We start from the raw sequence: 21,833 nt of genomic DNA, 5'->3' as shown, positions 1-21,833 counted from the left end.
GGCCGGATCACGAGCCGGCGGACTGGGTCGTACAGACCTGCCTGGGGTACGAGCGACGCCGGTGTCCTGGCCGGCATGCACGGAAGGCGACGCGTTGTACGGTGGCGCGATGACCGAATCCTGGCCGACGGGCGCCCTCGGCGTGCTCCGGCTGCCCTCCGGGCGCCTCGTACGCGGTCGTGCCCTGCGGCGGCCGCTGCCCGAGGGCCCCGCCCCCACCTTCGCGGTCCACCTGCTCGGCCGCCGCCCGCCCGAGACCGCGTGGCCGTCCGTCTGGCTCCGGTGGCCCGACTTCCGGCTGCCGACCGACCGCGCGGAGGCCCGCACGGTTCTCGTCGAGGCCTGGGGACGGGCGGCCGAGGAGCGCGTCGAGTTCGCCTGCGGCGGCGGGCGGGGCCGTACGGGCACTGCCCTCGCCTGCCTGGCCGTCCTCGATGGCGTTCCGCCCGCCGAAGCCGTGGCCTATGTGCGCAGCCACTACGACCCGCACGCCGTCGAGACGCCCTGGCAACGCCGCTACGTGCGCGCTTTCACCCCCGACTGAACGCCCCTATCCCCCTACGCGCTCGTGCTCCCCGCGTCACGAACCCACGTCAAGTACTGCGGAGTTACGGATCACTGTGTTCAGAGTGCGACGGTTGGCAGGACGGCGATCGCGATCCGTCAGAGACCCGACGGATGAGCGGAAAGCCAATCAGTGGGCCTGTCGCGCATCCGATCGCGGTCCTCGGGCGTGGCCAGGAAGGCATCGGCACCACCGTCGTAGGGGTGGTGGATGCGACGCATCCGAGTGTCGGTGACGAGGACTGCCAGTAGCCGGCGTTGGGCTGAAACGGCGGAACCTCAGCTGCGTACTTGTCCTCTCGCACAGCGGCCCCTACCGATCGCCATGGCGCCCTGCCCTACCCACCAGGAGAAGCGGCGTTTCAAAGTTGTCCCGAGCCCAACGAGGCCGAGGATCACGCTGTGTCCGGGTCGGCGCCGATGGCGCCGGCCGAGCGAAGTGAGTGCCCGAGGTCTCCGATGAGGATGCGGGGATGGCGCCGCCACCACCACAGGTCGGGGCCGGGCATTCTATGGAACTGATCGAGTGCTTGACCGTCGTCGTCGGTGGTGGCGGCCTTGTACCGGTCGTCCAGGGCTTTGATTCGCGGGGTCCAGAGCTGGACGATGTGTTCGTCCAGCAGGAGCCATGCCTCGTGCAGCCAGTTTCGGCAGTAGAGGTCGTTGGTGTACTCGTAAATGTCGTCGCCGTAGCCGCGCTCGATGGCGCTCACCAGGGCAGCCCATGCGTTCACCCTGTCGGCGACCGTGAATGCCGTCCGCCAGCCGCGCTGGTGCAACAGCTCTCCTGCCTCGGTTTCAGTAGCCACGGGCGTGAGGCTCCCATGCCGAGTTCGTCCAGGCGAAGAAGATGCTGATTGACGAAGCGCCAGGCAGAGCAATGACGAAACATGCGCCAGTCCGTTACAGGTCCCGGAGCACAGGTGTCCTGAGCAGGTCCTCCGACCCGGCCCACTCGAAGAGACAGACGGCCAATATGGCGTGATCCGTAGGGTTCGGCAGCTCCCACTGATTGCTCAATAAGGATCTTCAGCGTCGCCTCTCGAGGGTGAGGACGGCCTTGGTGATTGACGTGAGCCGGTTGGGGCTGATCCGGGCTTTGCGGAAAATCCGCCAGGCTTTGAGGCGGGCGAAGGCCCGCTCGACGGGGAAGCGGAGTCGTGCGTGTGCTCGGTTGACGGCTGCTTGTCTGGTGGTGAGGGGGCGTCCGAGGTGGCGTTTGAACGGGACCTGGAACGTGCCGCCGACGCCGGCGTAGGCCTTGTCGGCGAGCACCGGGATCCGTAGTCGTTCACAGGTCGTGACGATGCGGTGGGTGCGGGCGGCGGTGATGTCGACCGTGCGGCCCGGCAGTACCGGCGAGTACCAGATCAGCTCGCCCGCGGGATCGGTGACGGCCTGGATGTTCACGCCGTGCCGCCGGGCCTTGCCCGAGTAGTCCCGTTCATGGTCACCGACCCGGTCGCACTCGGCGATGGTGCCGTCCACCAGAACGTACTCGGGCCGTGCTCGGCGAAGGGCCTGTGTGAGGGACGGTGCTCTCGAGGCGAGGAGTTTGATCACGCTCTGTACGTAGGCGTGGGCGGTGCCTTCGCTGATGCGGAAGCCCGCGGCGAGCTTCGCGTAGGTGGTGTGCTCGCGCAGGTAGACCAGGGCGATGATGGCGCGCTGCGAGGGCCGCAGTTTGCATCGGCGGTCACCCTCGCGGGTGACGATCAGCATCGTGACCCACTCCACGAGCGCGTGTGGCAGGTCGAGTGCGGCAGGATAGATGACCAACGAGGCCTCCGGTCGCGGCGGTTGAGACGTCAGACATCTCGAACCACTGCCCGAAGGCCTCGCCTGCTATCCACCCCTGGCCGTCACCCGATCGGTGACCACTCTGAAGATCCTTAATGAGCGAAATCCGACCTCCGCCCCCTGCTCGACAAGACGGATGCTGAACGCGCGCGGCACGATCCGGACATCGATCGTGGGCCCTTCGTACGTGACCGACCGGCGAGAACGCCGTACCGCGGACGCGCCGGTGAAACGGAACGGTTCCCCGTCCACCTCGCCCTCGCACCCCTTCCGGGACCGCCGCCGCATCGGCAGCGGCTCTGGCACTAGCCCGTGAACCTTGAGCGCGACTTCGTCCCGCAGGGACACCGTCCAGCTCTCCACCGCATCGGCGTGGTCCTCCGGACGAGTCCGTGGGCCGCGTTCGCGGATCAGGGTCACCTCACCGCGAGGAGTAGCGCACCTCGCATAGACCTCGGCGGCGGTCGCCGGGTTCTTCCACTTCACGAACGGTATTTCTCGACTCACGCGAAAACTGCCCATCTACGCCCCCCAGCGGCTCACTTCTGATGCCTTACGCCAGTATCACTGGCATCATCACAGAACGCCGTACGGGCGTACGGGTACGCGAAGGAATCCCGACGCCTGCGGTGCCTCGCGGCCGCCAGGCCCTCCCGACCCTGGAGCACCTGCGGTGTGCCCACACCTACGGCCAGCTCGCCGCCTGGTCCGCCCGTAGGGTGCGGTCATGGAAGAAGTCCCCTGGTTCGAGTACGAAGAAGACGACCTGAACGTCACGCAACGCTTGTTCGTAGATGTCCTCGCCGAACGTGCGAGCTCCTGGCAGGTCGACCCGCTCGATACGGTCGTGGTACCTCCGGCAAACGCCTCCGACCGCGAGTTGATCGTCTGGGTGGACATCGTCGATCCGCAACGTCACCGGGGGATCCTGACGGTGGGCGCCCACTTCAACGGATCTGAGATCCACGCGGACAAGCTTCACAACCAGCACTTCTCGCTGCCCGATGGTGTGACTGAGTTCAGCTTCACAGCTGCTGGAAACCCGACAGGGCTGGCGGAACGGACGGCTGCTTGGTTCGAGGCGATCCTTGCGCGTCCCCTGGTCCGCTGCGAATGGCAGCACCGGGGAAGAACGTACGCGGTTCGCTACGAGTTCGCCGATACCGGTCGCGGCCTCACTGAGGGCTTCGAAGAGGCACTCGCTCCTCGCCGGCTTCGGGAGCGATTCGCTGCAGAAGGCATTGTGAGAGGCCGGGGACGGATCAACCGCGCCGGCCTGGGAGAACCGGACCTGACGACCCGGATCAGAGGCGGCCAAGCCGATCAGTAGTTACGGGACAGCCCTCAGGCGTCGCTCGGCCGATGACATGGCGACCCTCGGAGAAGATCAAGATCAGCTTGTGCGCGTCGGTCTCGACAGCGGTATCCATGCCGCCCTGGTGCCTCACTCGGCGGGACCTTCGACAACAAAATTGCGGGCGTTGGCGCCGTTGTCTCAGACCGCGTTTGAGATCTGCGACGAGCCAGGCTGGGCGGCAATCCGTGTTGTCGTGGTCGGCACGTAGGGTACGGCCATGACCGTGCCTGATCTGGTTCCCATTCGGCATGAGCCGCACTACCGAACGTCCACCATCGGACAGTGGGACGGAGGCCAGTTCTTCGCTCACGTCAGCGGTGTTTTCGCAGGCCGGGACGGTGATGGCCGGGTAGTGCGGCGGTGGTACTCCGTGTTGCACAAGTTCGACGCCGCCGGCCACCACCTGGACTCGCACATCAGGTCGGCAGGAACGGTCGCCGACGGACCTGGGAAGGTGCCGGTGGTGGAAGCCGCGCAGCAGCTTATGGGCGAGTGGCTGGACTCGCTGCCCGGCCGGCGGTTCGCCGACATCGCAGTCGCCCCGTTCGCCATAGAGGTCGACTGCACACTGTTCGGCCTGGTCCGTGAGTGTCACGGGGAGTATCCCGACGGGGAGGAACGGGACGACTGGGCCGAGTTCTACCCGAACCGGCTTGGATTCAGCGCACCGTGGGACGGCTCGTACGACACGTGAGGGGATGTGCGGTGCGTCAGCCGGTGACGCGTGAGAGCGGTCGCGGGCCTTGTCGGGTTGGCGGGCGGCCTCGGTTGAGTCGGCGGACCATGATGCCGATCATCGCCCAGCGAATCATCGTCTCGGAGCCGGGCTGGTCTCGTAGTCGCGGGCAAGGCGGCGGTGGGCGGTGAGCCACGAGAAGGTGCGCTCCACCACCCATCGCTTGGGCTGGACCTGGAAGCCGCGCTGGTCGGGACCCTTGCGGACGATCTCCAGGTCACGGCCGAGGATCATGGCAGTCCACTCGACCAGGCGGCCGGCGAAGCCCTGGTCGGCCCAGACCTTCCGGACACCGGGGTGGTCGAGTCTGGTCCACAGCAAGGGTCGCTTTGCGCCGTCGCGGTCCTGGACGCTTGCCGCCACCACGTCCACGGCCGGGAGCAGGCCGAGGGTGTCGGTGACGGTGAACCTCTTGCGACCATTCACCTTCTTGCCCGCATCGAAGCCCCTGGTGCCCGCAGGGACGGTGACGGCGGTGCGGACGGACTGTGAGTCGATCACCCCGGCACTCGGCTCCGCATCGCGGCCGTCGGCTTCGCGGACCTTGCCACGCAGAGCGTCGTGGATGCGCCCGACGGTGCCGTCGTCGCGCGACCACGTGAAGTACCAGCACACCGTCGGACACGGGGCGAAGTCCTTCGGCAGCTGCCGCCAGGCGCACACGGTCCGCACCACATAGAAGGTCGCGTCCACGATCCGCCGCCGCGGATGCTTCTCCCGCCGCCCACCCTTCGGCCCAACCCGCGCCGACGGGAGCAACGGCTCCACCGGCGCCCACTGTTCATCCGTCAAGTCCGACGGCTACCCATCCCCAATACCGCTCATGGTGAGCTCATCGAACGTCTCAGTAACGGGCCACGGCAGATCTCAAACACGGTCTCAGAGATCGCCCGGACCAGTCCTGGTGATCAGGCTCCGCTGGTGACAGTCAGGATTAGCCCTCATTCGTCTTCCGGTAGGTGGAAGTAGACGGTCCCGGATCGCCAGGGGCCATGTTCGGTCATCTCGGACTCGATCACGACATCCTGGATCTCGACGGGGCCCAGCGCCTCGATGGCATCGGCCAGCCGTCGCAAGAGATCCGGAACGCTGTCGCAGCCTGGGCCGGCGGGATTGGCCTGCGAGAAGTGGCGAACGGTCCAATGCCTCGGCTCCTCGATCATGGACCGATCGTAGTCCGGGCCTTCTGCTCGTCCAGGTCGGGTACCACCGGCACGGAATGCACTCGACACCTGATGCTCTGCCATGCGGCCGGTGCAAGCTCGTACCCTCCAGGACCTGCTTCACACCCGCAGCAGCCCCGAGGCGATGGATGGCCGTCGGTGTGTGCAGGTGTGGCCTCCTGGGCGCGCTCGCAGCGGCAGCGTGTTGGCCGGGCCGGGCAGGTCAGCGAGGTGGCGGGGGCAGTACGCCCAGCCGTACCCCGTGTCGCGTGCGCAGGCGGTGGATTTCCCACACGGCGAGCAGGGTGGCCGTCGTCGCCCCGCCCAGAGGCAGCGCGGAGGGTACGTCCGGCCATTGCGTCACCGGGAAGAGCAGGTCTTGTACGGCCATTTCCCAGACGTATCCGACGGTGATGAGGGCCGGCAGGGCGGGGTGGATCTCCATCGTGCGGAACATGTACCGGTGTACCGCCGGAATCGCGTGCATCATGAAGCCGAGCAGGCGGGCGGTCGCGTAGATCGCGAGGATCAGTACGGCGATGAACAGGGTCGTGCCCACTGCCTGGGGTATCCCGTCCACCTGGAAGCCGCCGAACAGGCTGACGGCCAGTCCGAGCCAGAGGGCGGCCACCACCAGCAGGTGTCCGAAGAACGCGGTGAACGCGGTCAGCGGACCCCACAGACGGGACAGGAGCTCACCGCGGATCTGGTGGCGTACGGCGATGAGATAGACCGTCACGACGACGAGCGCCGACACCGCCAGGGCCGCGGGGGCCAGCAGGACACGCAGCCCGGCATCCGCGGCCCACGCCGGCACGCGTACCCGCCCATGGAACACCAGCGGGACCTTGATCATCGCCATGATCGCCAGACCCACCCAGAAACGAAGAGACGGCAGCAGCGTGCCCATCGCCGGAAGCACGGTCTCCGGCAACGGCGCCATCCACCGGTGGGCCAGGGCCCCGTCCTTGTCCAGCCCTCGCAGCCTGCTGCCGCGCTCGTCACCCGTGAGTTCGGTCATGGGGCCGATCGTGGCAGCCGAAGCTGCCCGGACGACACCACTCCGCAGTACGGCGCCATCGCACCCCGTAGCCCCCGCCATCTCCTGGGCGTGATCGGCGTGGAGGACGCGGCCGCGACTGCGACTGCCGCGGACCAACAAGGCCGGGCAGCTGCTGCCGAGCCGTTCCTGCCGGTGACTGCCGTTCAGATCGCGTGGGGACGCCGCCATGCCCTCGCGGTCGACCCGGCTCGGCGGGCCGGCGAGTCCCCAACCGTCCCCGTACGCGCGGATGGCGTCCGACGGGTGGGCGGCCGATCCCCCGAGCGCCTCGAGAAGCGCGGACCGCGTCGAGGTGGTGCCGTACTGCTGCCCGTCCGCGACGTAGCCGGCGCGCGCGGGAGAAGTCCGGCGCCTGGTCGGCGTACCCGTGCCACGCTGGTCGAGGGCCATGACTCGCCAGTCCGGTGCCGGCGGCCGCGCGTCCCATCCGGTCCATCCGTGGCATCACGTCGCCCTTCGCCCGGCCGTGCTGCCGTCGGGGCGGGACTCATCCCATCGCACTGCGTGCGTTTGACATCCCCTGAGGGCCAGCAAAGAGTGCCTTTCAGGCAATCTTAGACATATGGATGGGAGTCAGAAATGCGATTGTTCGCCGACCGTGGGCGTCTGGGCGTCATCGTGCCCGCGCTGGCCGCCGCGTTCGCCCTGCCCCTGGCGTCCGCGACCCCTGCCGCGGCGTGCTCGTCCACCGGCACCGTCAGCCGCTCCGGTGGGACCGTGACGTTCGAACCGGTGTCGGGCGCGGCCAACCAGGTCACCTTCTACGTCGCCACGGCCCCACTCCTGCGGGTGTCCGACCCGGGAGGAATCACCGCGGGCCCCGGCTGCACCCAGACCAGCCCGCGCACCGCGACCTGCGGAGCGATCGACGGGATCACCGGCATCCACGCCGACGGCGGCGACATGGACGACCGGCTCGCGGCCGGGGCGGATCTGAACATTCCCGTCGACTTCAACGGAGGCCCCGGCCGGGACGTTCTCGTCGGAGGCACCGCCGACGACCACCTGCAGGACCCCGACGGCTGGCCCACCCGCCCCGACCGGGCCACCTTCCGCGGTCTCGCCGGCAACGACACCATCGTCAGTCGCAACGGCGGTTACGACCGCGTGGAGTGCGAGGGCGGCACCAACGACACCGTCACGGCGGACCTCGTGGCCCTGGACCAGGTCACGAACACCTGCGAGACGATCAACCGCGGTTGACGCCCCCCCGTCGGCCGTGGCACGCGCCGAACGCAGTGCCCTTCATGTGAGGACGCGGAGCGGACCCCCAGCCGGGGCCGGCGGACGCCCCGGGCCGGCCGCCCCGGGCCGGACGCCGGACGCCGGCCGCCCCGGGCCGGACGCCGGACGCCGGCCGCCGTGTGCGTGGCCGCGGCGGTACGCATCGCACCGGAAGGCTGGCTCCAGCCGGCCGGAAACGGAGTGGCCGCCGGGAGTTCCGCCGCCGGAGGCCTGGTCGTGCCCACCGGCTCACTGCCCGACCAACTCCGCGCGACGCTCTCCCCGCTCGCACCCGCGTTCGATGCCGCCGAGCGACGCGCCCAGCCGTGACGCCGACCCGGCCGGGTCGCGCACGGCGAGGTGACTCGTACTCCCGGCGTGGAGGTGATCACGCGCCGCTCCCCGCGTCGTCGATCCGCCCGTTCCCATCGATGAAGCGTTCCACCCGGGGAGGGACGGAAGCCGTACCGATGCTCGCCCGAGTCCCGTCGCCACGACTGGCCGAACGACTCGTGGATCTTCCGCGTCCTCGTCAGCAGGGGACTGGAACCTCGCGGGTGAAAGACGACCAGCTCGCCGCAGATGATGCCGTGCCGAAGATGTCCAGGAAAGCCTTGAAGTCGCTGGGCAGCGCCGAGCCGACGTAGGCCTCGACCTCAGCCCCATCCTCCGGATACCGCTCACGGGCCGGTGAACGGCCGAACAGCTCCACCAGATCATCCCGTCCCGCTCCCGCCATGCCCCCACCTCGCCCCCGGTGATGCGACATCGGGGGCGGGGCGTCCGTGCGCCGGGCGGCCACTGCTCAAGGCCACGGACCAAGGCGTTCGGCCTTCGGTCCGTCAGAGTGCGGAGACCCAGTAGCGGTCGAAGGTGAACCGGCCGTTGCCGCCGGCGCCGTCGCGGGTGCCGGTGGTCTCCCGGGCAAGGGTGTACCAGGCGTCCACGAAGTCGGCGTCGTCGGTCCAGAAGGAGGACGGGATCGCGTCGACGACCGGGTCGACCAGCGGGATGTACGCGCCGAGGTCGGTGATGGTCAGCAGGGCGGTGGCGATGGCCTTGGCCAGAGCCGAGTAGTTGGTGTCGCCGTCGTCCTCCATCATCACGACGTCGGCCAGGTTGTACTTGTACTGCGACCAGTTCACCAGGATCTGGTTCGGGTAGTACGTGGTCCCCGCGTCGTTCAGGTACGGGTGGGTCACGGTGTCGACGCGGACCTTGCCGTCCTGTCCGAAGCCGCTGACGATGCTGAAGATCTCGGCGTCGCCCTTGATCCAGGGCTCCTTGTCGTCGTTCAGGCGTACGGAGGTGATGCGGGAGGTCCAGTAGCCGGTGTCCGCGGTCGCCGCCGGAGCGGCGGCGGTGGTGGTGACTCCGGCGGCCGCGAGCTCACGCTCCAGGACCTTCGTGCCCGCCTCGACCGCCTTCTCCCCGTCGATGCCGACGACGTACACCGGCACGTCGGGGGTCACGGACGTGTCCAGGGTGTGCGCCCGGCCGTTCGTGTCGTACGCGGTGACGGTGACGGCCTCGTCGTCGGACGGGGCGACGGCGACCAGAGGCGCGCGGCGGGAGTCCACGGCCCCGGTCAGGGCCACCGTGAGCAGCCCGCCCGTGTCGGCGGCCAGCCCCTTGAGGGCGAGCACCGAGCGGTCCGCGGCGGCGACATCAGTGGCGAGCGCTGCCCCCGCCCTCGTACGGGACGTGTCGGCCAGGCTCTTCAGCCCGGCCTCCTTCCCGCCCACGACGGCACTGTCGACCTGGGCCCGCCAGGCGGAGTCGGCGAGCGAACGGGCCAGTGAACGGGCGACCGCGTCCTCGGCGGCGGCCACCCGCGACACCTTCGCCGCGCCGCCCGCCGAGGGCGTCGCCGCGGCGGGACCTTGGGCGCTGGTGACCACGATGCCGGCGAGGGCGAGGCCGGACAGGGCCGTGCGGAGCTGTGTTCTGACGGACAAGACATCCTCCAGCGGAAGTCGGACCATGCCCCGGGGTGCCGGGGCATGCCGGAGACACCGGCCGAGGGTGTACGGCCGGCGCGGTGGTGCCGGGGTGGATCGCGACCATGATGGGGCATGACGTGTCTACGCGTATAGACCGCACCAACCGCCGTACGGGGAACGGGCATTGGCCGAGAATTCGTCGCCCGGGGAGACGGGGGGGAGCTCGACGGGCCGAAGACCCTCCCCTCGTCCGGCGGTGAGCGGGGATAGGTCTGGCTGTCGCGCCTGGGTCAGTCGCCGGTGCAGCCCCAGAAGCACAGCTCGGCCGGCGGCCCTCGGGGCCGTACACGATCGTGCAGCAGCAGCAGCAGCAGCAGCAGCCGCAGCCGGAGCCGCGATCGAACGGCGGCAACCAACCGTTCCCGGCCCCGGCTCATGGACCGCTCGACAGCTCCCGCCCGGGCCGCGCCGTCCCGGAGAGTTCGAGGACCTCCGCCACTTCGACGACCCTCACGTTGCCGGGCTCCTCCAGGTCCTCCTCGCAGCGGACCACGCGCTCGACGTCGAGTACCGAATGCGCCGGCTCCTCCTCCAACCACCCGCTCGCCGTCAGTGCGGCCGGCGTCTCGATGCCTGCTTCCCGGCAGTACTCAGCATCCCGGGTGAACACCGTCTCGCGGAGATCGTCCAGCGCCTCCCGCTCGCTGTGCCGGAAGGGCGTGAAAGCACGACCATCTGCTTCCTCCCAAGTCCGCGAACCGAATGCGGCTCAGGCTTCCGCGCGGTCACGGCTGCCTGTTGTCGGCCGGGTGGAGGAGCGCCTCGTAGATCTCCCGGATGCGGTCCCGGGTGATTCCCTCGCGCTGTTCGACGGCGAGGGGGTGATCGGTGGGCTCCAGCTCGACGTACGGCCGCTCGCCGACCGGCCGGGTGTGGACATGGGTCTTGAGGTTGAGGGTCGTGGGCGCGTACACCCCCAGGTCGGTGGTGAGCCAGCCGAAGTACGGCTTCTCGGCCTCGCGTCCGGGTGTGTCCCAGAGATCCGCGGAGCGGGAGAAGTTCTCACGACTGAGCGACACCCAGACACCCCAGGAGAACACTTCGTCGCTGCCGATGACCGGTATCTCGATCAGGCCCTTGACGAAGTAGTGCTCCGCGTGGATCACACACTGGTCCGAGGAGAGCAGACAGTCGTCGGCTTCGGCGAAGGCCGGGTCCCACAGCGCCGGTGCCTCGGCGGTGTAGTTCATCGGCAGATCAGCGTGGTGCGCACCGCAGCACGAGCAGGTGAATGAGTGATCACTGGTCATGCCGCCGACCCTAGACGTCGGGTCCGACATTCATGCTCGGAGCGGGGTCCGGTGGTCGTGGCTCAAGTGGTCCGACTGACGCCGCCGCTTACTCTTGGCGACCCGACAACTCCTCGGTCCTGAGACGTGACGTCGTGGATGATGAGGCGATGTTCGTCCGCACGGAGAGCCTGCCGCAGACCCCGCAGCAACACACGACAGTTCGAGTTCACACCCCGGTCGGGTCCGCCGTGGTGGTCTGGCGCGGAGATCCGCGGGAAGCCGATGGTCGCCACCTCGTCGAATGGAGCGTCGACGAGGACATTCACTGGGGCAAGAACACCCGGCCGGCCGCTACGGCCGAGCCGGAACTCCGGCAGGAGGGTGACCGGTTGCTGATGACTGGCCGCCTCCACCTGACCGGCGACGACACCGCGTACCTCCAGATGGGCCATTGGCTCGTGCTGCTCGATCTGGCATCGCCCGTCCCCACCGGCCTGCTCGATTCCTGGGTGCAGATGAGCGTCGAGTCAGAGAGCGTCGCTCTGTACCCCTACTCGACCTGACACGGCCGCCTTGAGGCCCTCTGCACCCCTTGAGTGCCAAGAGGAACATCAACACCTGGGCCGGGAGCGCCTGGACGCGCTCTGGCAGGCAGAGGCGGCCGAGAGACCCAGGCGCCGGCCCGGGCTTCGGCGGTTGTTGCAAGCCCGGGGTGCCTGGTTTGTCAGCGGCGGACCGTCTCACCCGATGAACGGGTCTTCCTGCAGCGCCTTCAGCGAAAGCGTGACCTGTCCGGAGCGCGTCTCGGCGACGATAACTTCCGCGGTGATCCGCTGGCCCTCTTCGACCGCCTCGGACGGGTGGTCGATGCGGGTCCACGTCAGGTCCGGCACCCGAACGAAGCCCGTGCACAGGCCGTCCGGCTCGCCATCGACGTGGACGAAGACCCCGAAGTTGTGAACCGCGGAGACCGTTCCGGTGACGACCCGGCCTCGTTCCATCGCGAGGAGAAAGGACCGAAGGGCCGGAAGCTCGCATGCCCGGGCGGAGAAGAGAAGCTGACCCCCGCGCCCACGCCCGATCTCTTCGGCATCGATCTCGCGACCGATCTCGAAGACCTCGGATGGATCCTCCATCCGACGCATCGACGCCTCCTGCCGAGGAATCCGCCCGATCTCGGCCCCCTCCCCGGCAGCATCCACGCGCTGGACCAGGACATCTGCACCGTCGAACCCCATGACTTTCACCGTCCTCACGGGTCCAGGACGGAGCTGGTTGATCAACGATTCCCAACGACGGTCACGGGCTGACTCCGGCACGAAGGGAAGCCTAGGGCCTCTCCGGGCGATCACATGGCGTTGAGGAGCTTGCCAGTCCTCGGGCGCTCGGGACCGACCAGGCGGAGCCTCTTCCGTGTGCGGACCGACGTTGCGGGCACTTCTCTTGGCCATGAGCGACTCGGCCTGCCTCGGGGCTAGCCTGTCCCACTCATGGGGCCTGCGTGATCAACGCGTCGGGTTGTCACGTAAGGAGGCCTCGTGCGGCCGCTCAAAACGCTCTTCAAGATGCTCAGCAACACTCACGAGGCACCTGGCGACGACACGTTCGCGAAGACCGGATCTTGTGCGTGCTCCCCTCAATGGCCGGCGCTTGAGACGACCGCAGACGGCTACACCATGGGCGCGCTGCCCTCGTCGTACTCCAGCATCATGACGAACCCGGAGATCGGCACGTTCGTTGCTCGGTGCACGCGGTGTCACGCCGGGTACCCGGCGCCGTGGGTAGTGGGCGGGAACGATCCGATGCCCTACGCGTTCGCGCGGGACGCCGCCGAGCTCACCGGGCAAGAGCGCCCGCATGACCCCGTCGAGGCGGAGTACACGATCAGCACCGCCAGCGGGAACGACTGGCCCGCGCTCCCCGGGATCGACTACGCGACGCTCTTCCGGCCTCCCTCACTGGTCTGCGAGTCGGCCGAGGCGGAGGGTGATCACTCCTTCCGTACAGGAACAGCGCTGATCTCGGTCTCATGGGAGCTCGCGGGCACCTGGGCCGTATGCGTCGAGGGTGCTGCTTCGCTGGAAGCCGCCGACCTGATCGTCGGGGAGATGGCACGGCAGCTTGGCGAAGCAACTGGCGAGACAGCCCTCCATAGCAGGGTCAACGGTTAGTTGAGGGCCTGTCCGACGGATCTTGGTGGGCGCGCCCTGCCTCATGGGCCATCGTTCTGTTGGTGAGTCGGGGAGGCCTGACGGACGACGAGTGGGCTCGGATGGTACGGCATCCGCCGAAGCCGGGTGGCAGGGGTGGGCGGTGGTGGGATCACCGGACGGTGATCAATGGGGTCTTCTTCCGGATCCGCACCGGGTCCTGTTGCGGGATCTGCCGGAGAGTTCGGGAGCTGGAAAACCGTGTACCAGCGTCACCGCCGCTGGTCAGCGGATGGCACCTGGGAGCGGATTCGCCAGGCGGTTTTGACGGATGCCGATGCCGATGCCGATGCCGCCGGGAGGATCGACTGGAGCATGGTGAGCGTGGACTCCACTTCGTGCCGTGTCCACCAGCACGCGGCAGGAGCGCCACGCAGAACGCCGTGGGTTCCCCGGCGGGGAGCGATACCTTGCCGGCATCGAGCTGACGAAGGTCTGGGCCGTTCTCGGGGCGGTCTGACCTGCGAAATTTACCTGGCCGGGGAGGGTGGCTGCCGGCCACTGGCCTTGTTGATCACGCCGAGGCAGTGGGGCCACAGCCCGCAGCTGATCCCAGTCTTGGAACGCATCAAGGTCAAGCGCGCCGGGGGCGGACGTCCGCGTACGCGTCCCGACCACCTGGGCGGAGACGACAAGGCGTACAGCTCGCGCCGTAACCGCCGCTATCTGCGCCGGCGGCAGATCGAGCACACCATCCCTGAGCGGCGGGACCAGCGGGCCCACCGCCGGCGCCGCGGCAGCACAGGAGGCCGACCCGCCGGCTTCGACCCGCAGATGTACAGGCACCGCAACGAGGTGCTGTCATCGCGCTGCCCAACCGCAGAGCGGCCAGGCGATCCCGGTAGAGAACAGTCGCCGTGCACTTGGTCTTCCTGATTACGATCAGGATGTGACCACGTTGTTCCTGACGATCGGCCTGCCCGGGGCCGGCAAGACCACGAGGGCTCGGCAACTTGCCGAGGAGCACGGCGCCCTGCGGCTGACGCCGGATGAATGGATGATTCCGCTGTTCGGTGAGCCGGAGGCGAATGGGAAGCGCGACGTGCTGGAAGGCCGGCTCCTCTGGCTCGGTCTGGAGGCGCTCAGGCTTGGAACCAACGTGGTCTTGGACTTCGGATGCTGGTCCCGTGACGAAAGGACAGCGATCCGCTGGTTGGTGAAGTCTGCGGGGGCATCCTGCCGCCTTGTGTACGTGCCGGTGGACCAAGAGACCCAACGTGCTCGAATCGCCCGCCGCCAGTCGGCCACCCCGGATCAGACCTTCCCGATGAGCGAAGCGGACCTCGTGCACTGGAGGACGCTGTTCGAGGAGCCCGACGCCGCCGAACTCGAAGGGCATGAGATCGGAGGTCCGCCTCCGGGATGGCCGGGATGGCTGGAGTGGGCTGCCGATCGGTGGCCGTCGCTCGCGTGAAACCCAACCTTGACGCGTCCCAACCCCGGGAGCGGCAACCCTGAGCGCACTCGGGGATCAGCCGACGAAGTCGCGACACGCGTGCCGAGCCGAAAGACCCGCCGGACAGGCCCTTAGAACTCTCCGGCCGATCGTGTTCGGAGCCATTGGGAGGGCGGCCGCCGTCGTTGCTGAAGGGCTTGTCGGCGGCGACACCGTCCGGCCTCTTGCGCGGCCTGCCCCGCCCCGATTCTGGGGACGCAGATCTTCTCGACCAGTGGCTTTGCCGCGCGAGCGGTCTTCCAAGGTCCGAACCTCTTGGGCAGGTCACGCCACTGAACACCCGTCCGCACCCGGTGCAGCATCCCGTTGAGTACTTGCCGGTCGTCTCGCCGCCCGCCACAACGCTTGCTGCCCGGCAGGAAGGAGCGCAGCCGTTCCCGCTCAGCGTCTGTCAGATCTCCCCGCCCCCTGTCCGCAACAACGCCCAGGACATGGAGCAGTCACTTGATCGGCCTGACAAGTCCTCGTCGCTGGAGGTCACGGTGGTTGTTGCCCAGCGGGTGCGGCAGCGTTCGATGCGCCTTCGGCGCGCGTCGATGCTCAGGAGAGGCGTGCGCGCGTCACTCGGGCACCTCGGTGCTCCGTCCGGCTGCGATCACACCGCGCGTGGGAAACGCGACGAGCAGCGCGACCAGGACAAGGAGGCCGCTTGCCCACAGTGGTCCCAGATCCCCGACCGCGGTGCTGAGAGTGGCCGCGGCGAGCAGAGGGCCGATCGCAGCGCCCACGTTCAGCGCGGCGGTCGCGTACGAGCCGGCCATGGTGGGGGCTCCTGCCGCCTCGTAGAGGACCCGCGTGATCAGCGTGCTTCCCAGAGCGAAGGACAGCGCGCCCTGGACGAACACGAGGGCGAGCAGCGCGACCGGCCTGTCGGCCAGCACGGCCAGCGCCGGCCAGCCGATGAGCAGCAGCGGACCGCTGATCCCGATGACCGAGCCTGGATACCGGTCGGCGAGCCGGCCGGCCACGGTGACCCCGGCGAACGAACCGGTGCCGAAGAGGACCAGGGCCACCGAGATCCACAGGTCTCCCAGCCCGGCGGTGTCGGTCACGACGGGGGCGAGGAAGGTGAAGCCGGCGAAGGTCGCCGCGTTCACCGTGGCGCCGAGCAGCATGACCAGGAGCAACCGCGGCCTTTTGAGCTGTGCGAGTTCCGATCGCAAGGCCGGGCCGCCAGCGGCGCTCTGCCGCACACGGCCCGCCGGGATCCCCTTGACGATGCCGATTGTCGCGGGCAGGCACAGAGCGGCGACGGCCCAGAAGGTGGCCCGCCAGCCGAGCAACGTGCCGAGCACCGATCCCCCTGGGACCCCGGCGATCGTGGCCACCGTGGTGCCCGACAGCAGCACGGCGAGCGCGCGTCCCTTCTTGTCGGGCGGGACCAGCGTGGTGGCGGTCGTCAGCGCCACGGCGAGGAACCCCGCGTACGCGAGCGCCGCGGCGACCCGGCAAACAACGAGGGTCGGGAAGCTGGAGGTGGCAGCTCCCATGACGTGGTCTGCCAGGAACACGAGGACGAACCCCAGGAGGCTGGACCGTCCTGGCCAGTTGCGGGCAAGTCCGGCCATGAGCGGGGCGCCGACGATCATTCCGATGGCGAATGCGGACGTGAGCGTGCCCGCCGTGCCGACGCTCACGTCGAGGTCCGAGGCGATGTCCGGCAAGAGGCCGGCGAGCATGAATTCCGAGGTGCCCATGGCGAAGACCGCCACGGCGAGCAGGAAGAGCGGGAGAGGCATCGAGTGGCTCCGAGGTGAGGAGAAGTACGAGTGGGTCAACTCGTCACCGCGGTCAGCACCCAGGGGCGCACTCGTCCGGCCGCGGAACGCGGCGAGACGGCAGGACTACGAACTCAGGGGTTCAGGGGGCTGACGGCGTGACCGAAAGCCCCCACGGTGTCTGACTCAGGACTCGACATGGCCCGCACGATACCCGACCGACGTACCGCTGAGGCTTGGGTCCAACTCGGACTGCTGCGCCGGACGTTCACCTCCCGGTGCCGTGCCCGAACAGGCTCTCACGCCCCGCCAGGCCTCACGCCCCGCCAGGCCTCACGCCCTGGCGGTCGCCGCGTCGATGACCTCGTCCAGTACGTCACGGGAACGGACGAGGTCGAGGATCATGCGGTCGATGCGCTCGCGCTCCACGACCAGCTCGTCGACCAGCTCACCGGTGGTCAGCTCGGTCGGGCCGCCGTCCGCGTCCCGCATGCACGGGAGCAGCAGCGCGATCTTCTTGCTGCCCAGGCCCGCCGCGTACAGAGCCTGGATGCGGATGACGCGGTCCACCGCCCAGTCCCCGTAGGCCCGGTGGCCGCCGGGGGTGCGCTCGGACTGCAGCAGGCCCTGCTGCTCGTAGTAGCGCAGGGAGCGCTCGCTCACCCCGGAGCGCCGTGACAGCTCGCCGATCCGCATCGTCTGCATCGTCTGCTCCGCTCCGCTTCCCGCGTTCCACTTGAATCTGACACTGATGTCAGGTTCTACGGTACCGGCATGACGAACAACGCGGTCGAATCCCGCCTCTTCGAAGCCACCACCCTTGGCCCCCTCTCCCTTCCCAACCGGCTGGTCATGGCCCCGCTGACGCGTAACCGCGCCGCCGCCGACGGGGTGCCGACCTCGCTCATGGCCACGTACTACGCGCAGCGCGCCTCCGCCGGCCTGATCATCGCCGAGGCCACCACGCCGAGCGCCGTCGGCCAGACCTACGCCAACATCCCCGCGCTCCACAGCGCCGCCCACGTGGCGGGATGGCGCGAGGTCACCGACGCCGTACGGGACGCCGGCGGGCGGATGTTCGTGCAGATCCAGCACGGCGGGCGGGTCGGCCACCCCGACAACAGCGGCCACGTCCCCGTCGCGCCCTCGCCGGTGGCGCTCCCCGAGGAGATCCACACCACCGACGGGCGCCGTCCGTCCGTCGTGCCCCGCGAGCTGACCGTCGACGAGATCGACGCGACCGTGGCCGACTTCGCCGCCGCCGCACGACGGGCCGTGGAAGCGGGCTTCGAGGGGGTCGAGGTGCACGCGGCCAACGGCTACCTGATCCACCAGTTCCTCGCGAAGAACACCAACCAGCGCACCGACGCGTACGGCGGTTCGGTGGCGCACCGGATCCGGTTCGCGGTGGAGGTGGTCCAGGCCGTCGCGGACGCGATCGGCCCCGAGCGGGTTGGGGTGCGCATCTCCCCGGGAGTCGGCGTCAACGGCGTCGAGGAGGGCGACACCGACAGCATCTACCCGGCTTTCGTTGCCGCTCTGGCCGAAAAGGGCCTCGCCTACCTGCACGTCGTCTTCGCCGACCCGGACCAGCCGCTGTTCCAGGAGATCCGCAAGGCCTGGCCGGGCGCGCTGATCGCCAACCCCGTCCTCGGGTGGGGAGGACCGCTGCCCGCCGACGGCGGCCGCGCGGCCGGCGAGCGGCTGCTCGCCGCCGGAGCCGACCTGATCTCCCTGGGCCGCGGCTTCCTCGCCAACCCGGACCTGGTGGAACGTCTGCGCGTGGGCGCGCCGCTCAACGCCGTACGGGATCAGTACCTGATGTACACGGGCGGGGAGACGGGCTACACCGACTACCCGACACAGAACGAGCCGGCACTCGCAGCCTCCTGATGGCCGGTCGGATGCGGCACCTGGAGCAGGAGGCGCACCCTTGCTCTCGTTCGTCAACTCCGCAGATACGAGGCTCCGTTGAGGTCGAGAATCGTGCCGGAGGACCACTCGGCGGCGGGGGAGGCGAGCCAGAGTACTGCCGCCGCGATCTCCTCGGCCGAGCCCACCCGGCCGAACGGACTCTGCCCCCGGATCGCCTCACCCTCGGGCCCCTCCAAGCGCGGCGCGACGCGCTCTGTGGCGAAGAAGCCGGGGGCGACCGAGGCGACGCCGATCCCGTGAGGGGCGAGCGAGACCGCGAGGGACTGACCCAGCGAGTGCACGGCCGCCTTCGTCGCCCCGTACGCCGGATGGTCGGGCTCACCGCGGAAGGCGCCCCGGGAGCCGATGTTCACGATTCGGCCTCCCGCTCCCTGCTCGATCATGAGGCGGGCGGCGAGATGGCTCAGGTTCGCCGTGGCGAGCAGGTTCACCGCGACGTGCTGCTGCCAGACTGCCGCCCACTCCTCGTACGGGGTCTCCGCGAGAGGGTGACGGATGTTCACCGCCGCGTTGTTGACGAGTACGTCGATCCCGCCGAGAGCTTCCGCCGCCTCGTCCACGACGGAAGCCGCCCCGGCCGGATCCGCGAGGTCGCCGCCGACCAGCACATGACCCGTGCCGGTGAGGGACTCCAACGTCACGCGCGCCTCCTCGGCGCGTGAGCCGAAGTGGACGGCGACCCGGTCGCCGTTGGCCGCGAACGCCTGTGCCACCGCGCGCCCGAGGCCACGCGACGCACCACTGACGAGGACGCGCCTGTCCGATGCAGGCAGATTCATGAGGGTTCCTTTCGAACGGCAATGCATCGGGAGACCGTAACGCCGGCGCCGCGTCAGCACTGGGCGGGCCGTCGAACGTGAGGGTCGCTGACGCTGTCCCAGACGGGTCGGGGCCGAGGGCCCGGAGCGGCTGAGGATAGTTTGGGGATCGTCAGAGTTCAGCGAAGTTCAGCGAAGTTCAGCGACGAGAGGGAATATGAGATGCGTCAGCGTCATGGATTAGTGCGAAAGCGAAATTCCCGACTCATAGCGTTAGCGGGTGCTCTCTTCCTTGCCGTCTCGCTGGGGGCGCCTGCCGGCGCTGTCGCTCAGACCGCGGAGAATCCGGCTCCGAGTGCGGCAGCGTCGACGCTGTCGACGGCAACAGTCTCGCCGTTCGCCCAGTCCGGTCCCAGGAACCTGATCAAGCGTCTGCAGGACACTTACATCAGCAGCACCGACGAGGCGGACCATTCGCAGGGCCACCTGCTCCACGTCGGAACACCGGACAACGGAGCGACGAAATATCGCAGTTTCCTGCGCTTCGACGTCTCCCGCCTCACCGGCGCAAACATCTCCAAGGCGTATCTGCGGGTGTACAACTCGTTCGTACCCGCACCGGACTGCACCGCGAATCCCTGGATGGGCGTCTATCGCGTCGTCGAGCCCTGGGACGAACACACGATCAAGTGGTCGAACCAGCCCGCGGTCGGAGAGGGCGTCGGCACCTGGTTCGGCGACGGCCACCCTGAAGCATGTCCCGACCTCCCCGACAGGTACCAACCCGACGACTCCAGGGGACTTCAGCGCATCGACGTCACCGACATGGTGACGGCTTGGACGAGGCCGGGCACGACCACGCCCAACTACGGCATTCGCCTCAGCACCAATGAGGGTGCCGCCAACCCGGAGACGGGCGCCACCGGGTACAAGGACTTCTGCTCCATGAACCCGACGACCCCCGCGAATGACGCCGCTTGCACGCGGGCCTACTTCGCCCCCACGTTGGAAGTCGAGTTCAACCCCGGCGCCACTCCGCTGATCGCCGGGAACGAGTACGGGCCTCCGTACGCCGGCGGATATCCCGTGGCGACCGAAGCACTGGAATTCCTCGATTCGGCCAACCCTTCCGTGTGGCCGAACTCCAAGCCCTATCAGAGGTGGCTCCCCGACGCGTACCACTCCGTCGAGGACCCGAGTCTCAATGGAGCCGCGTGGAAGGGCGGAACTTCCCACAAGCTCCGTCCCGGAGGCGTCTACGGCAGCAAACCCGTGCTCGTCACGGGCGACGGCAGCAGCGGGTTCGTGGGCGTCATTCCCTATCCCGCCCTGGCCGGGTATCACTGGGCCATCAACGTCGGCGCCCCCGGCGACCTGCACGGCGTGGAACTCCTTCCCGACGGCAGCGTCGTGACTGCCTTTGCCGGCCGCACCATCAAGGGCGTGGCCGGAGGGGGTCTGCGCCTGTACAGCCGCAATGCCGGGACGCCCGGGGCGTGGCAGAACACGCCGGTGTCGGAGCTTCCGTTCGCCGGAGCGCACGAAGTCGTCTACGACAAGACCACCGGCCATCTGTGGGCGTTGGGCAGCCACGCTCTGCTCAAGGTCGGCGTCAGCGGCGGAGTACTCAAGGTCGAAGACACCTTCTACCTGCCCCGTCAGACCGACGACAGGACTCCCGACGGGGTCCTGAAGGGCGCTCCGGCCTACGGGCACGACCTGACGCCCGTGTACGGCAATCCCGACCGTCTTTGGGTGGCGGGCAACGGCGGCGTGACGCAGTTCTCCAAGAGCGGTGGCGCAGTCTGCTACACGGGCACCGTCTCGCCGAAGTGGCCGGTACGGAAACACGTGGAGACGCTGCGCAAGGAGAACGGCGAGGTCGACACGGCGAAGGACGGCCTCAAGCACTGGTGCACCGACTACCTGCACGAGTCCGAGATCAACACGCAGATCGGTGTCAAGAGCATCGGCAACGACCCGGTGACCGGCAAGGTGGCCACCACGTGCGCGGACGACTGCCCCTTGGCCAACACCCACTACGAGGGGGACGTGCTGAAGCGGGACTACCACACCTCGTGGATCGAGATCGTCCAGCCGGACGGCACTCGGGAGAGGTACCGCTGGTCGGAGAACAGTAAGCACTACAAGGCCACTTGGGCAGTGCCCTCCTACCAGTAAAACCCATGTGAATGGGGCTATGTTGCCAACCCGGCTTGGTCCTTGACGCTCTGGGCCGACAGTCAGCTGCCGAATCGGGTGGAGGAGGCCTCAGGCTGCGTGGAACCATTTCGGCATGCGCCTGATAGCCGACGGAGCCACGCCCACCTCGCGATTGGTGCTGGTGAATGATGTCGAGACCGACGACGGGTATGCCTTCGAGCTGAACAGCCCGCTCTTCCTGGCCGCCGGTGACCGAATCGGCTTCGAAGACGACAGGCTGGTCGTCGCACGGGCCGGTGGAATGCGGCTGTCGCCGGCCGGTAGCTGGTCAACTCGTTGTGGCCCCGGCTCTCTGCGCCGCCGGTAGAGGCCACTCCTCGCACGGCGTGTCGTACGTGATCATTCGGTCCGGTATTCGCCGTACGTGGCCGGTGCCGCCCCCTCGTGCAGG

23 protein-coding genes and 4 pseudogenes are annotated in these 21,833 nt (G+C 68.6%); 12 read left to right on the top strand and 15 right to left on the bottom strand.

Annotation, left to right across the window (positions count from 1 at the left end; translation table 11 throughout):
- The first annotated feature begins 109 nt into the window (after window positions 1-109).
- Window positions 110-544, top strand: a complete 435-nt coding sequence (locus tag ACF07V_RS35145; RefSeq protein ID WP_392159729.1) for a protein phosphatase — start codon at window positions 110-112, stop codon at window positions 542-544.
- Between the two features lie 415 nt (window positions 545-959).
- Here the strand turns inward: ACF07V_RS35145 and ACF07V_RS35140 are convergent, their stop codons facing one another.
- The 3 genes from ACF07V_RS35140 to ACF07V_RS35130 all read right to left on the bottom strand — a co-directional run bounded on the left by ACF07V_RS35140 (window position 960) and on the right by ACF07V_RS35130 (window position 2,850).
- Window positions 960-1,373, bottom strand: coding sequence for a hypothetical protein (locus ACF07V_RS35140; protein WP_392159728.1), 414 nt, complete (start codon window positions 1,371-1,373; stop codon window positions 960-962).
- Between the two features lie 220 nt (window positions 1,374-1,593).
- The gene (locus ACF07V_RS35135; protein ID WP_392159727.1) at window positions 1,594-2,343 is read right to left on the bottom strand and encodes a transposase family protein; all 750 of its coding nucleotides are present in this window, start codon (window positions 2,341-2,343) and stop codon (window positions 1,594-1,596) included.
- Window positions 2,344-2,409: 66 nt separating this feature from the next.
- Window positions 2,410-2,850 (bottom strand): hypothetical protein, encoded by a 441-nt coding sequence (locus ACF07V_RS35130; protein ID WP_392159726.1) that lies wholly within the window; start codon window positions 2,848-2,850, stop codon window positions 2,410-2,412.
- A 241-nt stretch (window positions 2,851-3,091) separates the two neighbouring features.
- On the opposite strand from ACF07V_RS35130, the gene ACF07V_RS35125 reads away from it, so the two are divergent.
- Both ACF07V_RS35125 and ACF07V_RS35120 read left to right on the top strand, forming a co-directional pair.
- Window positions 3,092-3,694 carry a hypothetical protein gene (locus ACF07V_RS35125; protein WP_392159725.1) on the top strand — a complete coding sequence of 201 codons (603 nt, stop codon included), beginning with the start codon at window positions 3,092-3,094 and terminating at the stop codon, window positions 3,692-3,694.
- Between the two features lie 244 nt (window positions 3,695-3,938).
- Window positions 3,939-4,415: a hypothetical protein gene (locus ACF07V_RS35120; protein ID WP_392159724.1), complete on the top strand. Its 477-nt coding sequence runs from the start codon at window positions 3,939-3,941 to the stop codon at window positions 4,413-4,415.
- Between the two features lie 16 nt (window positions 4,416-4,431).
- Here the strand turns inward: ACF07V_RS35120 and ACF07V_RS35115 are convergent.
- From ACF07V_RS35115 to ACF07V_RS35105, 3 genes and pseudogenes are all read right to left on the bottom strand, one after another.
- A pseudogene (locus ACF07V_RS35115) lies at window positions 4,432-5,249 on the bottom strand (IS5 family transposase).
- Between the two features lie 149 nt (window positions 5,250-5,398).
- Window positions 5,399-5,620, bottom strand: a complete 222-nt coding sequence (locus ACF07V_RS35110; protein ID WP_392159723.1) for a hypothetical protein — start codon at window positions 5,618-5,620, stop codon at window positions 5,399-5,401.
- 223 nt (window positions 5,621-5,843) lie between these two features.
- Window positions 5,844-6,641, bottom strand: a complete 798-nt coding sequence (locus ACF07V_RS35105; protein ID WP_392159722.1) for a hypothetical protein — start codon at window positions 6,639-6,641, stop codon at window positions 5,844-5,846.
- Window positions 6,642-7,262: 621 nt separating this feature from the next.
- Between ACF07V_RS35105 and ACF07V_RS35100 the strand changes: the two genes are divergently transcribed.
- Window positions 7,263-7,886 (top strand): hypothetical protein, encoded by a 624-nt coding sequence (locus tag ACF07V_RS35100; protein ID WP_392159721.1) that lies wholly within the window; start codon window positions 7,263-7,265, stop codon window positions 7,884-7,886.
- A gap of 156 nt (window positions 7,887-8,042) precedes the next feature.
- Window positions 8,043-8,237, top strand: a pseudogene (locus ACF07V_RS35095) (TetR family transcriptional regulator); the annotation flags it as partial.
- Window positions 8,238-8,439: 202 nt separating this feature from the next.
- Here the strand turns inward: ACF07V_RS35095 and ACF07V_RS35090 are convergent.
- From ACF07V_RS35090 to ACF07V_RS35075, 4 genes are all read right to left on the bottom strand, one after another.
- A complete protein-coding gene (locus tag ACF07V_RS35090; RefSeq protein WP_392159720.1) occupies window positions 8,440-8,646 on the bottom strand; it encodes a hypothetical protein in 207 nt (68 codons plus the stop codon).
- 103 nt (window positions 8,647-8,749) lie between these two features.
- Window positions 8,750-9,865 (bottom strand): DUF3103 family protein, encoded by a 1,116-nt coding sequence (locus ACF07V_RS35085; RefSeq protein WP_392159719.1) that lies wholly within the window; start codon window positions 9,863-9,865, stop codon window positions 8,750-8,752.
- A 418-nt stretch (window positions 9,866-10,283) separates the two neighbouring features.
- Window positions 10,284-10,445 (bottom strand): hypothetical protein, encoded by a 162-nt coding sequence (locus ACF07V_RS35080; protein WP_392159718.1) that lies wholly within the window; start codon window positions 10,443-10,445, stop codon window positions 10,284-10,286.
- Between the two features lie 190 nt (window positions 10,446-10,635).
- The gene (locus tag ACF07V_RS35075; RefSeq protein WP_392159717.1) at window positions 10,636-11,160 is read right to left on the bottom strand and encodes a DUF2199 domain-containing protein; all 525 of its coding nucleotides are present in this window, start codon (window positions 11,158-11,160) and stop codon (window positions 10,636-10,638) included.
- A gap of 149 nt (window positions 11,161-11,309) precedes the next feature.
- Between ACF07V_RS35075 and ACF07V_RS35070 the strand changes: the two genes are divergently transcribed.
- Window positions 11,310-11,705 carry a hypothetical protein gene (locus tag ACF07V_RS35070; protein WP_392159716.1) on the top strand — a complete coding sequence of 132 codons (396 nt, stop codon included), beginning with the start codon at window positions 11,310-11,312 and terminating at the stop codon, window positions 11,703-11,705.
- Between the two features lie 177 nt (window positions 11,706-11,882).
- Here the strand turns inward: ACF07V_RS35070 and ACF07V_RS35065 are convergent, their stop codons facing one another.
- Window positions 11,883-12,380, bottom strand: a complete 498-nt coding sequence (locus tag ACF07V_RS35065; protein WP_392159715.1) for a S1 RNA-binding domain-containing protein — start codon at window positions 12,378-12,380, stop codon at window positions 11,883-11,885.
- A gap of 300 nt (window positions 12,381-12,680) precedes the next feature.
- Here ACF07V_RS35065 and ACF07V_RS35060 point away from each other — a divergent pair, with 300 nt between their 5' ends.
- The 3 genes and pseudogenes from ACF07V_RS35060 (at window position 12,681) to ACF07V_RS35050 (ending at window position 14,766) form a co-directional block, all read left to right on the top strand.
- On the top strand, window positions 12,681-13,313 hold the full coding sequence (locus ACF07V_RS35060) for a hypothetical protein (RefSeq protein WP_392159714.1): 633 nt from the start codon (window positions 12,681-12,683) through the stop codon (window positions 13,311-13,313).
- A gap of 62 nt (window positions 13,314-13,375) precedes the next feature.
- Window positions 13,376-14,150 (top strand): annotated as a pseudogene (locus ACF07V_RS35055) (IS5 family transposase); the annotation flags it as partial.
- A 91-nt stretch (window positions 14,151-14,241) separates the two neighbouring features.
- Entirely contained in the window at window positions 14,242-14,766 is a 525-nt protein-coding gene (locus ACF07V_RS35050) for an AAA family ATPase (RefSeq protein WP_392159713.1), read from the top strand.
- A 272-nt stretch (window positions 14,767-15,038) separates the two neighbouring features.
- On the opposite strand, the pseudogene ACF07V_RS35045 reads toward ACF07V_RS35050, so the two are convergent.
- The 3 genes and pseudogenes from ACF07V_RS35045 to ACF07V_RS35035 all read right to left on the bottom strand — a co-directional run.
- Window positions 15,039-15,236 (bottom strand): annotated as a pseudogene (locus ACF07V_RS35045) (transposase); the annotation flags it as partial.
- A 132-nt stretch (window positions 15,237-15,368) separates the two neighbouring features.
- Window positions 15,369-16,547 carry a Cmx/CmrA family chloramphenicol efflux MFS transporter gene (locus ACF07V_RS35040; protein WP_392159712.1) on the bottom strand — a complete coding sequence of 393 codons (1,179 nt, stop codon included), beginning with the start codon at window positions 16,545-16,547 and terminating at the stop codon, window positions 15,369-15,371.
- Window positions 16,548-16,859: 312 nt separating this feature from the next.
- Window positions 16,860-17,222: a MerR family transcriptional regulator gene (locus ACF07V_RS35035; RefSeq protein WP_392159747.1), complete on the bottom strand. Its 363-nt coding sequence runs from the start codon at window positions 17,220-17,222 to the stop codon at window positions 16,860-16,862.
- A gap of 78 nt (window positions 17,223-17,300) precedes the next feature.
- Here ACF07V_RS35035 and ACF07V_RS35030 point away from each other — a divergent pair, with 78 nt between their 5' ends.
- Window positions 17,301-18,419, top strand: coding sequence for an alkene reductase (locus ACF07V_RS35030; RefSeq protein ID WP_392159711.1), 1,119 nt, complete (start codon window positions 17,301-17,303; stop codon window positions 18,417-18,419).
- A 53-nt stretch (window positions 18,420-18,472) separates the two neighbouring features.
- Here the strand turns inward: ACF07V_RS35030 and ACF07V_RS35025 are convergent, their stop codons facing one another.
- On the bottom strand, window positions 18,473-19,240 hold the full coding sequence (locus tag ACF07V_RS35025; RefSeq protein ID WP_392159710.1) for an SDR family NAD(P)-dependent oxidoreductase: 768 nt from the start codon (window positions 19,238-19,240) through the stop codon (window positions 18,473-18,475).
- A gap of 201 nt (window positions 19,241-19,441) precedes the next feature.
- On the opposite strand from ACF07V_RS35025, the gene ACF07V_RS35020 reads away from it, so the two are divergent.
- Window positions 19,442-21,400 carry a DUF6528 family protein gene (locus ACF07V_RS35020; RefSeq protein ID WP_392159709.1) on the top strand — a complete coding sequence of 653 codons (1,959 nt, stop codon included), beginning with the start codon at window positions 19,442-19,444 and terminating at the stop codon, window positions 21,398-21,400.
- 115 nt (window positions 21,401-21,515) lie between these two features.
- The gene (locus ACF07V_RS35015) at window positions 21,516-21,749 is read left to right on the top strand and encodes a hypothetical protein (protein ID WP_392159708.1); all 234 of its coding nucleotides are present in this window, start codon (window positions 21,516-21,518) and stop codon (window positions 21,747-21,749) included.
- The last annotated feature ends 84 nt before the right edge of the window (window positions 21,750-21,833 follow it).

This window comes from Streptomyces sp. NPDC015661, from assembly GCF_043077765.1.
GTDB lineage: Bacteria > Actinomycetota > Actinomycetes > Streptomycetales > Streptomycetaceae > Streptomyces.
The sequence above is the reverse complement of the archived record's forward strand: the minus strand, read 5'-3'. Positions and strand labels throughout refer to the sequence as shown.

What these genes read in the sequence shown, in the direction of transcription:
- ACF07V_RS35070 (WP_392159716.1), top strand. Translation starts at nt 11,310, where the DNA reads ATGTTCGTCCGCACGGAGAGCCTGCCGCAGACCCCGCAGCAACACACG.
- ACF07V_RS35145 (WP_392159729.1), top strand. Translation starts at nt 110, where the DNA reads ATGACCGAATCCTGGCCGACGGGCGCCCTCGGCGTGCTCCGGCTGCCC.
- ACF07V_RS35020 (WP_392159709.1), top strand. Translation starts at nt 19,442, where the DNA reads ATGCGTCAGCGTCATGGATTAGTGCGAAAGCGAAATTCCCGACTCATA.
- ACF07V_RS35120 (WP_392159724.1), top strand. Translation starts at nt 3,939, where the DNA reads ATGACCGTGCCTGATCTGGTTCCCATTCGGCATGAGCCGCACTACCGA.
- ACF07V_RS35035 (WP_392159747.1), bottom strand. Translation starts at nt 17,222, where the DNA reads ATGCGGATCGGCGAGCTGTCACGGCGCTCCGGGGTGAGCGAGCGCTCC.
- ACF07V_RS35075 (WP_392159717.1), bottom strand. Translation starts at nt 11,160, where the DNA reads ATGACCAGTGATCACTCATTCACCTGCTCGTGCTGCGGTGCGCACCAC.
- ACF07V_RS35090 (WP_392159720.1), bottom strand. Translation starts at nt 8,646, where the DNA reads ATGGCGGGAGCGGGACGGGATGATCTGGTGGAGCTGTTCGGCCGTTCA.
- ACF07V_RS35030 (WP_392159711.1), top strand. Translation starts at nt 17,301, where the DNA reads ATGACGAACAACGCGGTCGAATCCCGCCTCTTCGAAGCCACCACCCTT.
- ACF07V_RS35065 (WP_392159715.1), bottom strand. Translation starts at nt 12,380, where the DNA reads ATGGGGTTCGACGGTGCAGATGTCCTGGTCCAGCGCGTGGATGCTGCC.
- ACF07V_RS35040 (WP_392159712.1), bottom strand. Translation starts at nt 16,547, where the DNA reads ATGCCTCTCCCGCTCTTCCTGCTCGCCGTGGCGGTCTTCGCCATGGGC.
- ACF07V_RS35015 (WP_392159708.1), top strand. Translation starts at nt 21,516, where the DNA reads ATGCGCCTGATAGCCGACGGAGCCACGCCCACCTCGCGATTGGTGCTG.
- ACF07V_RS35100 (WP_392159721.1), top strand. Translation starts at nt 7,263, where the DNA reads ATGCGATTGTTCGCCGACCGTGGGCGTCTGGGCGTCATCGTGCCCGCG.
- ACF07V_RS35105 (WP_392159722.1), bottom strand. Translation starts at nt 6,641, where the DNA reads ATGACCGAACTCACGGGTGACGAGCGCGGCAGCAGGCTGCGAGGGCTG.
- ACF07V_RS35110 (WP_392159723.1), bottom strand. Translation starts at nt 5,620, where the DNA reads ATGATCGAGGAGCCGAGGCATTGGACCGTTCGCCACTTCTCGCAGGCC.
- ACF07V_RS35025 (WP_392159710.1), bottom strand. Translation starts at nt 19,240, where the DNA reads ATGAATCTGCCTGCATCGGACAGGCGCGTCCTCGTCAGTGGTGCGTCG.
- ACF07V_RS35125 (WP_392159725.1), top strand. Translation starts at nt 3,092, where the DNA reads ATGGAAGAAGTCCCCTGGTTCGAGTACGAAGAAGACGACCTGAACGTC.